The organism is Stenotrophomonas maltophilia group sp. vghtpe118 (genome assembly GCF_052605195.1).
This window is the reverse complement of record NZ_CP199672.1, coordinates 2,208,848-2,221,597: the sequence shown is the minus strand read 5'-3', so window position 1 is coordinate 2,221,597 and position 12,750 is coordinate 2,208,848. Positions and strand designations below refer to the sequence as shown.

Here is a 12,750-nt window from a genome sequence, read left to right as displayed (position 1 = left end):
ATGGCCGTGTCCTGGATGCTCGCTGCGTTGCTGGCAGGGGCCTGCCCGGCGCAGGACGGAGTGCTGCGCGCGGCGGCCACCGCCGTGCAGGCGCAGTACCTTGACGAGGCGGAGGGCGCCCGTATCGCCGATGCCCTGCGCACCTGGTCGGTGCAGCAGCGCTATGCGGACAGCTGTTCGGATCCGGTTGCGTTCAGCGCACGCCTGAACCAGGACCTGGACATGTTCGATGGCCACTTCCATGTTGAACGCGTGGACGCAGCGGCCGGCCAGGACGATTGGTTGATGGCCTGGCGCGCCGATGCCCGCGGCAATGGTGCCGGCGTGCGCGAGGTGCGGGTGATGGAGGGCAACATTGGCTACCTGCGCCTGAGTACCTTCTATCCGCTGGATCTGGCGCGCCCGAAGTTCGCTGCGGCCCTTGCCCTGCTGGCCGACACCGATGGCCTGGTGCTGGATCTGCGCCAGAACGGGGGCGGCGACGATGCAAGTGCCGACCTGCTGGTACGCACGCTGCTGGACGCGAAGATCGACGCGGTGCAGCAGCTGGACCAGCGCGGCCGGCGCACGCCGGTCCCGCTGCCGCCTGCCAGCCTGCCTGCGTACCTGAAACCGCTGGTGGTGCTGATCGACCGCCGCACCGGTTCGGCGGCCGAGTTCGTCGCCTATTCGCTGCAGGCACTGGGCCGTGCGCGGATTGTCGGTACGCGCAGTGGCGGTGCCGCGCATATGTTTGGTGATCCTGTGCTGCTGCCCGATGGCTATCAGGTCAGTATTCCCGACCGGCAACCCATCAATCTGCGCACCGGTGGAAACTGGGAACGTACTGGCGTGAGGCCTGATGTGGCCGGCGGCGACGATCCGCTGTTCATCGCGCGGCAACTGCTGGCGCCTGCGAAGTCGTCAAGATGAACGCACGATTGCATGGCTGTCCTATCGCGGATGCGCGATTGCATGCCTAGAATCGAAGCATCCCGGTAGTTCCCGGGCGCTTCGAGTGAATGGACTCAATGAAGATTCTGTTGACCGGCAGTTCCGGCCGCATCGGGCGCGCGATCTTCGGTGCGTTGGCGGCTGCCCACGAAGTGGTGGGGCTGGACCGCAGTCCGTTTGCCACCACGCGCATCATTGCCGATGTCAGCGATCGGCAGGCCGTCGCGCGCGCGGTGCAGGGCGTGGATGCGGTCATCCATACCGCGGCCCTGCATGCCCCGCATGTCGGCCTGGTGCCGGATGCGGTGTTCCAGCAGATCAACGTGGAGGCCACCGCACACCTGCTGCAGGCGGCACGCGAAGCCGGTGCACGGCGCTTCGTGCTGACCAGCACCACTGCGTTGTATGGCCATGCCGTGGTGGCCGGTGGCTGCCGTTGGATCGACGAAGACACCGAGCCGCTGCCGCGCACGATCTACCACCGTACCAAGCTGCAGGCAGAGACCCTGGCCGAAGCCGCCGCCACGCCGGGCTTCAGCGTTCGCGTGCTGCGCATGGGCCGGTGTTTCCCGGAACCGCCCGAACGGATGGCGATGTTCCGCCTGCATCGCGGCATCGACGCCCGCGATGTGGCCAGCGCACATGCTGCACTGCTGCTCGACGAAGGCGCCCGGTTCGCGCGCTACCTCGCCTGTGCCCCGACGCCGTTCCGGCGCGAGGACTGCCTGGAGCTGGCCACCCACCCGCGTAGCGTGCTGGCCCGTCGCGCGCCACAGCTGCTGGCCGAATTCGAACGCCGTGGCTGGCCGCTGCCATTGAGTATCGACCGTGTCTACGACAGTGCCCGCCTGCGCGGCGCGCTGGGCTGGAAACCGTGCTTCGGGCCCGACGACGTGCTTCAGCAGTATGCCGTCGGCAGCATCGAGGTACTGCCGCGGGCACAGTGGATCAAGGACCGCGTGGCCGAGTGAGGGCATCGCGAGGGGGGGGCGCTGAGCCGAGCCTGAGCGGATTCAGGAATGTGCAGGCCGCCCGCCTCAACCTCGTTGGCGGGCGGCCGCTAACCCAGTGCGCTTCCAGCGCCGGGCGCGCCCCGGCGGCCGGTGGCCTGCGCGACGGATCGCGCGCCTGCGCGGTGCCCTCGTGGTGCCGGTCGTCCTGAACTGCCTTGCGGACCCTCCCATGTCTTCTTCCCGCTCTGCCGCTGCCCAACGCCCGGGCAGCATCGCCCACAAGTTGATGCTGGGCACCGCTGTGATCGCGCTGCTGTGCTTCGGCCTGACCGCCTTCCTGATCTACCGGCAGGCCAGCGCCAGTCTGATCAGCGCCTCGCGCCAGACCATGACCAGCGAGGCCAACGCTGAGGCACGCCAGGTGGCGGCTGATCTGGGCACGGCTTTCGCCAGCAATGACGCCATGGTCGAGGCCGTGCTGGCCCAGCGTGCCCGTGGTGACATACCCGACCGCGCCAGCCTGGCGGCGGTGCTCGGCGAACAGCTGCGTGCTCATCCTCAATGGCTGGGCAAGAGCACCATGTGGGAGGCCGATGCCTTCGACGGCAAGGATGCGGAGTTCGTCAATACCGAAGCACACGATGCCACCGGCCGCTACATGAGCTACTGGGCCTGGCAAGACGGCAAACCGCAGCAGTCGGTGATGACCGACTACACCGAGACTGCCAGCGGTTCCGGTGACTGGTACATGGTGCCCAGCCGCGACAAGCTGCCCAAGGTCAGCGAACCTTACGCCTATGACATCGCCGGCCAGAAGGTGCTCATGAGCACCCTGAGCACGCCGATCATCGAGAACGGCAGATTCCTGGGCGTGTTCACCGTCGACTTCTCGCTGGCAGCGCTGCAGAAGCACCTGTCAACGCTGAAGCCGATGGGGGCTGGCCGCGTCGAACTGCTGTCGCCCAAGGGCGTGGTGCTGGCCTCGGCCAATGCCGCCGAGATCGGCAAGCCGCGCAACGATGCACTGACCCGCAGCATGCTGGCCGACATCGCCGCCGACCGTCCGTTCGAGGCCTTCAGCCCCGACGCGGCCGGCAACGTACGCGTGTATGTGCCGCTGCGCGTGGGCGACGCCCCGCAACGCTTCGCGCTGGGCGTGGTGATGCCGCATGCGGTGATCGTGTCTGAGGCACGCCAGCTGCTGTGGCTGACCCTGCTGGTCGGCGTGATCGCCGCGCTGACCCTCAGCGCCGGCGTCTACGTGCTGCTGCGCCGCCTGGCAATCCGCCCGTTGGCCGAAGCGGTACGCGTGGCCGGTGATGTCGCCGCCGGCAAGCTGGACAGCACGCTGCCGGCGCGCAGCAACGACGAAGTGGGGCGCCTGCTGGACGCAATGCAGGGCATGCGTGGGCAGCTGCAGTCGGTGATGGCTGCGCAGGCCGAAATGGCGCGCCGCCACGATGCCGGTGAACTCAGCTATCGCATGGATGCTGCGGCCTTCCCGGGCGAGTACGGCCGCATGGTGGCCGACAGCAACCAGCTGGTGGCCTCCAGCAATGCGGTCACCCAGCGCCTGGTTGAAGTGATGCAGCGCTATGCCGTGGGCGACCTCAGCGTGGACATGGAAGCGCTGCCGGGCGAGAAGGCGGTATTCACTGCCGCAATGGCGACCACCAAGCGCAACCTTGCCGCGATCAACGAGCAGATCCAGCAACTGGCCGCCGCCGCCGCCGCCGGTGACTTCGCCGTGCGCGGTGATGCACTGCGCTTCGAACATGATTTCCGCCGCATGGTGGAGACCCTGAACACAATGATGCAGGTCAGCGACCACAACCTGGCGGCACTGTCGACGCTGCTGCGCGCGATCGCCGCCGGTGACCTCAGTGCCCGCATGCAGGGCGACTTCCACGGCGTGTTTGCGGTGATGCGCGACGATGCCAACAGCACCGTGCAGCAGCTGACCCAGATCGTCGGCCAGATCCAGCAGTCGGCGGCCAGCATCCGCCTGGCCGCCGGTGAGATCGCCGCCGGCAACAGTGACCTGTCGCGCCGCACCGAGCAGCAGGCCGCCAACCTGGAAGAAACCGCCGCGTCGATGGAAGAACTGACCTCCACCGTGCGCCAGAACGCCGACCATGCGCTGCAGGCAAACACGCTGGCCGGTTCCGCAGCCAGCGTGGCCAGCGAAGGCGGCCAGGTGGTCAGCCAGGTGGTGCACACCATGGAGCAGATCGAGGCGTCTTCGCAGCGCATCGCCGAGATCATCTCGGTGATCGATGGCATCGCGTTCCAGACCAACATCCTGGCGTTGAACGCCGCAGTGGAAGCGGCGCGCGCCGGTGAACAGGGCCGTGGCTTCGCAGTGGTGGCCAGTGAAGTGCGGGCGCTGGCGCAGCGCTCGGCGGGTGCTGCCAAGGAGATCAAGGAGCTGATCGACGCCTCGGTGGCCCAGGTCGGTGCCGGCGCGCAGCTGGTGCACGGTGCGGGGCGCACCATGCAGGACATCGTCGGTCAGGTCGGCCGGGTCAACGAGATCATGGCCGAGATCTCGGCCGCGTCGCGCGAACAGTCTGCCGGCATCGAGCAGGTCAACCAGACCGTAGTGCAGATGGACGAAACCACCCAGCAGAACGCCGCGCTGGTGGAGGAAGCCAGTGCCGCCGCCCGTGCGATGGAGGAGCAGGCCGAGCAGCTGGCAGTGGCGGTGTCGCGCTTCCGCCTGCAGGCCGAGCCAGAGGGCATGGCCCGCCGCGCGGCCTGATGCCGGAAACGAAGACGCCCGGCGGCTGCCGGGCGTCGCATGCATCCTTGCCGCGCATCCTGCGCAGGTCTGATGGCTCAGAACATTCCTTCAAACGGATTCCAGCTGGCGCGTCCTTCCACCTTTTCCAGGTAGTAGCTGTAGTTGGTGCTGGAGGCGACCAGCAGGTTCATGGCGATGAACACCATGCGCCCGACGACATCCGGCAGGAACATGCTGACGATGGCCAGCGCGATGTTGATGCCGATCACCACCAGTGCCTTGCGCCACATGCCGAGAATCAGCAGGTAGATGGCACCGAAGAACAACGCGAAGAAGTTCAGGTTGATCTTCAGGCGGTCACCAAAGGACAGTGCCTTCCAAGCCTGCTTGAAGCCGGGGTTCTTGGGGGCGCCGTGCTGGCGGAAGAAGTTGAAGCGGAACTGCCACTTCGGGCTGAACTGGGACAGGTCGGTGGTATTCATTGGGAAACATCCCTGTGAGAAAACGTTTTCATGATAGGACAAGTCCTATTCAGGATCCAAGCGCTAGCGTCAAGAATGTGACGCCTGCCTTGTTCCCGCGCCTGCGCCTAAGCGCCGCGCCGTCACCCACCCGCCTTGTTTTTAGGATAGGGTGCGCAGTTCCGCTGCCGCCCCGGCTGAGCCCGTGCGGTGGCGGGATGTCCATGGAGGTTGCATGACTACAGCTGCTACACCGGAAAACGCACCGGGACCGGTGCTCCTGCCGACACCTGAAGTGGTGCAGGCACAACAACTGCTCGCACGCCAGCAACTGGCGGTGGCGATGGACCGTGCGCGCACGGCCGCCACGCGGGATGCGGCACCGACCGCGCTGGAAAGCGAGTAACCCGCAACACCGTCGATCGCGCTGGCATGTCGCCAGCGCGATCACGGCGCGTGCCGCCGGTCAGAACCGCGCGGTCACGCTCAGGAAGTAGCTGCGCCCGGCGACGAAGTAGTCGGTGGAGCCTTCCGCATACAGCTTCTTGTCGGCCAGGTTGCTGACGCCACCGCGCAGGGTCAGCACTTCGTTGACGTTCCATGCCGCGGTCAGGTCATACAGCGTATAGGCCTTGAGGAAGGTCGTGGCGGTGCCGGTCTGCCTGCCGGTGTACTGCGCCGACAGGCTGCCGGAAAACACCGTGCTGGGCGCCCAGTCCAGCGACGAATAGCCGGAGAACTCCGGTGTATCGATCAGGTTGCGGCCGGTGGTCAGGTTCCTGGCTTCCTTCATCCAGGTCGCCGAGGTGCGCCAGCGCCACTGCTCGCCGAAGCGGACGTTGAGGTTGCCTTCCATGCCGCGGGTGCGCGCGCGCTGTACGTTGCTCATGCGCGTCCACCAGATGCCGTTGAACCGGCCCAGCGGTGCGTACTCGATCTTGTTCCGGAAGTCGGTGTGGAAATAGGTCACGCCGACATCGATCAGGTCATTGTCGAAGCTGATGCCGATCTCGCGATTGGTGCTGGTCTCCGGATCGAGGTCCGGGTTGCCGGCCATGTAGCACCCGCCGCGGGTATAGCCCAGCGGAATCAGCGAGGTGCAGCCGCGGCCCCCGGACTGGGTAGCGGCACTGGCCGAGTTCTCGGTCAGGCTGGGCGCACGGAAGCCCTTGGAGACGCCACCGCGGATCGTCCATTGTTGGGCCGGGTGCCAGACCAGGTACGCACGCGGGCTGACGTGGCCGCCGAACTGCTCGTGATGGTCCAGGCGCGCGCCCACGGTCAGGGCCAGGGTGCGGTGCAGTTTCAGCTCGTCCTCGGCAAACAGCGCCCAGGTGTCCACGTCCAGAGTGGAGCCGCTGACCGCGTTGCCGGCATAGTCGATCGGTGCGCGGCCGATGGTGTCGGTGTTGGTCAGCTCCTGCCGCTTCCATTGGCCGCCTACGGCGAACTGGTGTTCAACGCCGAGGGTGAACGGCGTGGTCAGGCTGCCGTCGATGATCGTATCGGTCGCTTCGGAACGGCCGGCAGCACCGATGTCGTTCCTGTACTCGGTCCAGTACGCACTGATCTTCGAATTGCCGAAGCGCCACTTGCCATCGTGGTTGAGCGCCAGCGAGCTGCGCTTGAGCTCACTGGCACCCCACGCACCTTCGTCCTGCTTTTCCAGCGACGCATCGATGAAGGCCTGCTGCACGCCGTGCCCGGCTTCCAGCGACAGTTCCTGTGCGTCGCTCAGCTTCCACTGCAGCAACGCATCGACATTGCGGTCCTTCTCGCCGGCATAGGCGTTGCCGTAGACACCGCCGTTGGAGCGGTCCGAATCGCGGCGCATGCTGTTGGCGCCGATGCGCAGGCCGAAACGTTCGCCCAGCGGTCCGGAGAACGTGGCGCCGATCTGCTGGGTATCGCCGCGCTTGCCGTCAGCCGGGCGGGTGTAGCTGTGGGTGGCGCTGCCGTTCCATTCGTCGCCGATGCGCCGGGTGATGATGTTGATCACCCCGCCCATCGCATCGGAGCCATACAGCGACGACATCGGCCCGCGCACCACTTCGATGCGCTCGATCTGGTCCGGCGAGATCCAGTTCAGGTCCTGGCGGCCGAGGTCGGGGCGATAGTTGGTCGAGGCCGAGCTGCCCATGCGCTTGCCGTCCACCAGCACCAGCGTGTAGTTGGACGGCATGCCACGCAGCTTGATCTTGGACTGCTCGCCGACGGCGCTGAGGCCGCCGGTCACGCCCGGTACGCGGCTGAGCAGGGCGGCCAGGTCCGGTACCGGCTGGCGCTCGATGTCCTCACGACTGATCACGCTGATGCTGGCCGGGGCATCCTTGATCCACTGCTGGCTGCCTGAAGCCGTGACCACCACGGTATCCAGGTCCTTGGTGGAGGCATCGGCGGCGGCCTCTGCGGCGGCCAGGCCGGGCAGGGCCAGCAGGCAGGCGGTGGCCAGGCGGGTGCGCGGCAGGCGCGCGGAACGGGAACGGGACGACAGGGACATGACGGCTTCCATGGGAGGTGGGGTGACCCGGTGGAAGCAGCAGGCGCAGGCAGACAGCAGGCAGCCCCCCCTTCCGTGGGTCGTCGGGTGCGCGGTCTGGACCGGCGCAGCTGGGTGGGTCGCGGCCGTGCGGAGGACGGTGACCTGCCTGGTTAATTAAATGATAACCGTTCGCGTTTGTTACGATCCAGTACCGGGGGCGATGCAGTGACATCTGGCCATGCCCTGGCGTGATCGCCTGCTATTTGCTGAATGGGGACAAATCCCGGTGTAGACCTTCGCACCCGGCTTACATTCTGGGCCCTAGACTGGGCCGCATTTTCGATTCCGCCCCGTTGGAGATCGTGTGGGTTCCGGTAGTGACAGACATCGACTGTGCGGCGTGAGGCCGACACAGCCAGGACAAGTGCGGGCGCCGGGAAAGCGCGCCGGGAACCTTGGTGCATGCAGCCCGGCCGGGATGGCCGGCCGTGCCGACGGCGCGGAGTAAGCGACGATGGGGGTGCAGACCATCCAAGCGGAAGCAGGAACGCCCCGGCTCGATGCCGGCTGGGCGCTGCTGCCCGCTGAATCGCCGTTGCCGATGCCCGAACAGACCCTGCGCGAAGGCGCGCTGAAGGTCCGGCGGCATCGCACCTCGCCGCGCTTGATCGGCCTGCGCCGGCTGTACCTGTTTGGTGGCACGCTCGGCATGACCGCCGTGGCTACGCGGATGATGTGGCGGGTGCTGTCGGCCAATGGCATCAGCGTGCTCGAAGCCTGCCTGCTGGTGCTGTTCGTCGGCCTGTTTGCCTGGATCGCGCTCTCGTTTGCCAGCGCCCTGGCCGGCTTCCTGACCGCTGTGTTCGACCGGGGCTATCGGCTCGGCATCGACCCGGACAAGCCGTTGCCGGCCGTGCACAGCCGTACTGCGCTGTTGATGCCGACCTACAACGAAGACCCGCGCCGCCTGCTGGCCGGCCTGCAGGCGATCTACGAGTCGGTGGCGGCCACCGGCCAGCTCGACCGCTTCGACTTCTTCGTGCTCAGCGACACCCGCCGCGAGGACATCGCCGCTGCCGAGGAACAGGTGTTCGCCGAGCTGCGCGAGCGTGTGCCGGAGGGGCAGACGCGCCTGTTCTATCGTCGACGTGGTGACAACAGCGGGCGCAAGGCCGGCAACATCGCTGACTGGGTCCGCCGCTTCGGCGGTGCCTATCCGCAGATGCTGATCCTTGATGCCGACAGCCTGATGACCGGCGACAGCATCGTGCGCCTGGTGGCCGGCATGGAACACAACGCCGACGTCGGACTGATCCAGACCCTGCCGTCGGTGATCGGCGGCCGCACCCTGTTCGCGCGCATGCAGCAGTTCGGTGGCCGCGTGTACGGGCCGGTGATCGCCCGCGGCGTGGCCTGGTGGCACGGTGCCGAGAGCAATTACTGGGGCCACAACGCCATCATCCGTACCCGTGCCTTCGCCGACCACGCCGGCCTGCCGGCGCTGCCGGGGCGCAAGCCGTTCGGCGGCCACGTGCTCAGCCACGATTTCGTCGAAGCGGCGCTGATGCGTCGTGGCGGCTGGGCCGCGCACATGGTGCCCTACCTCGGTGGCAGTTACGAGGAAGGCCCGCCGACGCTGACCGACCTGCTCGTGCGCGACCGTCGCTGGTGCCAGGGCAACCTGCAGCACGGCAAGGTGGTCGGCAGCCGCGGGCTGCACTGGATCAGCCGCACGCACATGCTGATCGGCATCGGCCACTATTTCACCGCACCGATGTGGGCGATGCTGATGCTGATCGGCATCGCCATCCCGCTGTTCCAGGAAGGCATCGATTTCAACGCCCTGCTGCACCTGTCGCCCAGCGTGTACTGGCGCGCACAGGATGAAGAGCAGGTGGTGCGCCTGTTCGCCGCCACCATGGCGGTGCTGCTGCTGCCCAAGGTGCTCGGCTACCTGGCAATGCTGCTGGACCCGGTCGACCGCCGCGGTTGTGGCGGTCCGATCCGTGCCTTCGTATCGATGCTGGTGGAAACCGTGCTCGCCGCGCTGATGGCGCCGGTGGTGATGTACGTGCAGTCACGCGGCGTGGCCGAAGTGTTGTCCGGGCGCGATTCCGGCTGGGACGCGCAGCAGCGTGACGACGGCGGCATCTCGTGGATGGCGTTGATCCGTGGCTACGGTGGCTTGGGTGTGTTCGGCGCCTTCATGGGCGTGCTGGCCTGGGCGGTATCGCCGTCGCTGGCGGCCTGGATGGCGCCGGTGGTGATCGGCATGGTTCTGGCCGTTCCGGTGGTGGCGCTGACCTCCTCGCGCGGCCCCGGTGCTTTCCTGCATCGCCTCGGCCTGCTCGATATTCCGGAAGAGAACATTCCGCCACCGGTGCTGGTACGCGCCGCGCAGCTGCGGCGGGAAGCGGCCGAGCAACCGCCGCTGTACTGATTGCCCCGCGCCAGCGGCATAATGCGGCTCGAACTTGAAGGAGCCGCATCATGCTGCAAACGGTGGAACAGGAAACCGGCGCCTCGCCGCAGTGGTCGGTGATCTGGTTGCACGGCCTCGGCGCCGACGGCCATGATTTCGCGCCGATCGTGCCGGAACTGGTGCGGCCGCACTGGCCGGCGCTGCGCTTCGTGTTCCCGCACGCACCCGTGCGGCCGATCACGATCAACAACGGCGTGCCGATGCGCGGCTGGTACGACATCGTGGGCATGGACTTCCGTTCGCGCGCCGACATGGCCGGCGTGCAGGAATCGGTGGTGCAGCTGGACGCACTGATCGCGCGCGAGATCGAGCGCGGCATCGCGCCGGAGAAGATCTTCCTGGCAGGCTTCTCGCAGGGTGGGGCGATCATCCTGACGGCCGCGCTCTCGCGTACCGCGCCGCTGGCCGGCCTGATCGCGCTGTCCACCTATCTGCCCGAAGCCGACAGCGCCACGCGTGTTGACGGCGCGGTGCAGGTGCCGGTGTTCATGGCCCATGGCAGTGGCGACCCGGTGATCCCGCAGGCCGTCGCAGCGCACAGCGCGCAGGCGCTGCGTACGCTGGGCCTGGATGTGGCGTGGCACAGTTACCCGATGGCCCACCAGGTCTGTGCCGAGGAGATCCAGGCACTGGGTGACTGGCTGCAGGAACGCCTGGGCGCCGCCTGAGCCATGTCGCCGGCCAGCACACCGCCGTGGATGCCGGAACTGTGCCGCCTGCCACGGCTGGCGGCGATGCTCGGCCTGGCCGAGCTGGTGGTGGTGGTACTGGCGCTGGCGCCGGACGGCAGCCGTCACTGGACCTTCGGCGAACTGCTGTCGGCCAGCGGATTCGCGCTGTGGCTGGCGCTGGCGGTGACCGCCAGCCTGTGCCTGCTGCGGCAGACCCTGTCGCGGCTGCCGCCGGTGCTGGGCGCTATTGCGGCGACCGTGCTGGCCACCCTGATCGCGGTGGTCTGCGCTGGCATCGTGCACGCGCTGTACGCGGTGCTGGGCGACAGCTTCGCCAGCGGCATCAGCTTCTGGCGTTTCACCCTCGGCAGCGCGGCAACCACGGCGCTGATCGCCGCGCTGGCGCTGCGCTACTTCTACGTAAGCGATCGCTGGGCCGCGCAGGTGCAGGCCAACGCGCGCGCGCAGGCCGACGCGCTGCAGGCGCGTATCCGCCCGCATTTCCTGTTCAACAGCATGAACCTGATCGCCAGCCTGCTGCATCGTGACCCGGCAGTCGCCGAGCGCGCGGTGCTGGACCTGTCCGATCTGTTCCGTGCCGCGCTGGGGGCGGGCGAGGGCGATTCCACCCTTCGCGACGAATGCGAGCTGGCCGAGCGCTACCTGTCGATCGAATCGCTGCGCCTGGGTGAACGCCTGCAGGTGCGTTGGCAGCGCGACGAGCCGCTGCCATGGGACCTGCCCTTGCCAAGGCTGGTACTGCAGCCGCTGGTGGAAAATGCCGTGCTGCATGGCATCTCGCGCCTGCCCGACGGCGGCACCATCGAACTGCAGCTGGCGCGCGAGGGCAATGAACTGCAGATCCGCGTACGCAACCCGGCACCCGATCCGCAGGCGCCGGGGCTGGCGCTGGCACGCGGCGCCGGCCATGCCCAGCACAGCATCGGCCATCGGCTGGCCTGGCGCTTCGGCAGCACCGCGCGGATGACGGCTGGCTGGAGCGAGGGCTACTATGCCTGCCAGGTGACAGTGCCGATCCAGTGAGGGAACGATCGTGAGGGTAGTCATCGCCGACGACGAACCGCTGGCGCGCGAGCGCCTGCGCAGCCTGTTGGCGGCACAGGACGGCGTGGACGTGGTGGCCGAGGCCGGCAACGGTGAGCAGGCCCTGCACGCGTGCGCGGAGCTGCAGCCGGACCTGGTCCTGCTGGATATCGCGATGCCCGGGCTGGATGGCCTGGAAGCGGCCCGCCACCTGGCCAGCTTCGAACCCCGGCCAGCGGTGGTGTTCTGCACCGCCTACGACGCGCATGCGCTGTCGGCGTTCGAGGCCGCGGCGATCGACTACCTGATGAAGCCAGTGCGTGCCGAACGGTTGGCGGCGGCGATCGCGCGTGCGCGCACGTTCCTGGCCGGCCGCGGTGGCCGGCCACAGGAGCACAGCGGGCAGCAGGCACGCAGCGTGCTGTGCGCACGCCTGCGCGGCAGCCTGCGCCTGATTCCGCTGGACGATATCCACTACCTGCAGGCCGAGGAGAAGTACGTGGTGGTGCACCACGCGCGCGGCGAGGACCTGATCGAGGAATCGCTGAAGTCGCTGGAAGAAGAGTTCGCCAGTCGTTTCATCCGCATCCATCGCAACTGCCTGGTGGCACGCCACGAGCTGGTGGAGCTGCGTCGGGGCTCGGGCGGGCAGGTGCAGGCGGTATTGCGGCATGGCAAGCAGCCGCTGGAAGTCAGCCGCCGGTGCGTGGCGACGCTGAAGCAGGAACTGCGGCATCTGTGAGTGTTCCGCGCGGCCTGCGGCCGCGACTGCTGCGAAATCAACAGCAACAGCAACAGCAACAGCGGGTTGTCGGCTCTGTGTTGTTGCGTGTTGGGTGAGGCGGGATGGGCGGGCGGGACACGCCGTAAACCCATCCATGGGGGCTCGATGGCGCCATCCATGGCGCCAACGGTCCCGCCCGCCCATCCCGCCTCACCCTCGCGAATTTCCCGGTGACGGACGGCAAAGGCATTGTTGTT

The 12,750-nt window shown here is 67.6% G+C and carries 10 protein-coding genes; 8 read left to right on the top strand and 2 right to left on the bottom strand.

Annotation, left to right across the window (positions count from 1 at the left end; translation table 11 throughout):
• The 3 genes from ACUDTM_RS10150 (at position 1) to ACUDTM_RS10140 (ending at position 4,647) form a co-directional block, all read left to right on the top strand.
• Positions 1-912 carry a S41 family peptidase gene (locus tag ACUDTM_RS10150; protein WP_072167235.1) on the top strand — a complete coding sequence of 304 codons (912 nt, stop codon included), beginning with the start codon at positions 1-3 and terminating at the stop codon, positions 910-912.
• A 98-nt stretch (positions 913-1,010) separates the two neighbouring features.
• Positions 1,011-1,904, top strand: a complete 894-nt coding sequence (locus ACUDTM_RS10145; RefSeq protein WP_072167234.1) for an NAD-dependent epimerase/dehydratase family protein — start codon at positions 1,011-1,013, stop codon at positions 1,902-1,904.
• 211 nt (positions 1,905-2,115) lie between these two features.
• Positions 2,116-4,647 (top strand): methyl-accepting chemotaxis protein, encoded by a 2,532-nt coding sequence (locus ACUDTM_RS10140; RefSeq protein ID WP_088496119.1) that lies wholly within the window; start codon positions 2,116-2,118, stop codon positions 4,645-4,647.
• Between the two features lie 77 nt (positions 4,648-4,724).
• On the opposite strand, the gene ACUDTM_RS10135 is transcribed toward ACUDTM_RS10140, so the two are convergent.
• Entirely contained in the window at positions 4,725-5,111 is a 387-nt protein-coding gene (locus tag ACUDTM_RS10135) for a DUF2628 domain-containing protein (RefSeq protein ID WP_088496120.1), read from the bottom strand.
• Positions 5,112-5,325: 214 nt separating this feature from the next.
• Here ACUDTM_RS10135 and ACUDTM_RS10130 point away from each other — a divergent pair, with 214 nt between their 5' ends.
• Positions 5,326-5,496: a hypothetical protein gene (locus ACUDTM_RS10130; protein ID WP_172412093.1), complete on the top strand. Its 171-nt coding sequence runs from the start codon at positions 5,326-5,328 to the stop codon at positions 5,494-5,496.
• A gap of 60 nt (positions 5,497-5,556) precedes the next feature.
• Here ACUDTM_RS10130 and ACUDTM_RS10125 read toward each other — a convergent pair whose 3' ends face one another.
• Positions 5,557-7,590, bottom strand: a complete 2,034-nt coding sequence (locus ACUDTM_RS10125) for a TonB-dependent receptor domain-containing protein (protein WP_252744764.1) — start codon at positions 7,588-7,590, stop codon at positions 5,557-5,559.
• A gap of 496 nt (positions 7,591-8,086) precedes the next feature.
• On the opposite strand from ACUDTM_RS10125, the gene mdoH reads away from it, so the two are divergent.
• Genes mdoH through ACUDTM_RS10105 form a run of 4 tightly spaced genes read left to right on the top strand, consistent with a single transcriptional unit; the run spans position 8,087 to position 12,511 of the window.
• Positions 8,087-10,012: a glucans biosynthesis glucosyltransferase MdoH gene (mdoH, locus tag ACUDTM_RS10120; protein ID WP_072167230.1), complete on the top strand. Its 1,926-nt coding sequence runs from the start codon at positions 8,087-8,089 to the stop codon at positions 10,010-10,012.
• A gap of 50 nt (positions 10,013-10,062) precedes the next feature.
• On the top strand, positions 10,063-10,722 hold the full coding sequence (locus ACUDTM_RS10115; RefSeq protein ID WP_005419549.1) for an alpha/beta hydrolase: 660 nt from the start codon (positions 10,063-10,065) through the stop codon (positions 10,720-10,722).
• Positions 10,723-10,725: 3 nt separating this feature from the next.
• Positions 10,726-11,769, top strand: coding sequence for a sensor histidine kinase (locus ACUDTM_RS10110; protein WP_005419547.1), 1,044 nt, complete (start codon positions 10,726-10,728; stop codon positions 11,767-11,769).
• A gap of 10 nt (positions 11,770-11,779) precedes the next feature.
• Complete coding sequence (locus ACUDTM_RS10105) at positions 11,780-12,511, top strand: LytR/AlgR family response regulator transcription factor (protein ID WP_061478104.1); 732 nt, start codon at positions 11,780-11,782, stop codon at positions 12,509-12,511.
• The last annotated feature ends 239 nt before the right edge of the window (positions 12,512-12,750 follow it).